Source organism: Enterococcus canintestini (assembly GCF_001885735.1).
GTDB classification, from domain to species: Bacteria; Bacillota; Bacilli; order Lactobacillales; family Enterococcaceae; genus Enterococcus_C; species Enterococcus_C canintestini.
This window is the reverse complement of record NZ_JXKG01000059.1, coordinates 1-694: the sequence shown is the minus strand read 5'-3', so window position 1 is coordinate 694 and position 694 is coordinate 1. Positions and strand designations below refer to the sequence as shown.

Here is a 694-nt window from a genome sequence, read left to right as displayed (position 1 = left end):
TCGCTTCGATGCGGGACTAACACATGCCGAATCCAAACCGGTTTTTGGATTTCAGATAAATAAGTTGCCATTTCTAAAATCGGTGTATTGGCTTGTTTGGTCAGTTTTTTATGGGCGTCATTATCGATATGTTTAATATCAAATAACAATAAATCCGTATATTCCATTAACGTATTGAATTTAGAAAAGAAAGGTTCGGCTTTGGTGAAGGGTTGGCCACACGTATCAATTGTCGTATGTACACCGGCAGCTTTGGCTTTTTGAAATAAATCAATTAAAAAGTCCATTTGAAGTAGTGGCTCCCCACCACTTACAGTAATCCCGCCTTTTTCTCCCCAAAATTCTTGATATTTTAACGCTTCTGCTAAAACATCATCAGCGGTACGTTCTGTTCCGGTCCCAATTTTCCACGTATCCGGGTTATGACAAAATTCACACCGCATGCGGCAGCCTTGGGTAAAGACGATAAAGCGAATTCCCGGGCCATCAACGGAACCAAAACTTTCAGTAGAATGAATACGTCCTGTCACAGTCATAAAGAGGACTTCCTTTCGTATTTGAAAACAGCACTTTTGGCTTACTTTTTATTTTCTCGCGTGTTTTCTTTTATTAAAAACAAAAGTGGCGGATATTTTCCCATCCGCCACCGTATCGTACTTTTTAATTACATCGATTCGTGCATAGTCCGTGCGAT

General features: G+C 40.1%; 1 protein-coding gene. It reads right to left on the bottom strand.

Features of this window, described 5'->3' with window-relative positions; genetic code table 11:
- The coding region (gene pflA, locus RU96_RS12655; RefSeq protein ID WP_071865814.1) for a pyruvate formate-lyase-activating protein at window positions 1-536 on the bottom strand (536 nt) is incomplete at its 3' end.
- Window positions 537-694: the final 158 nt, after the last annotated feature.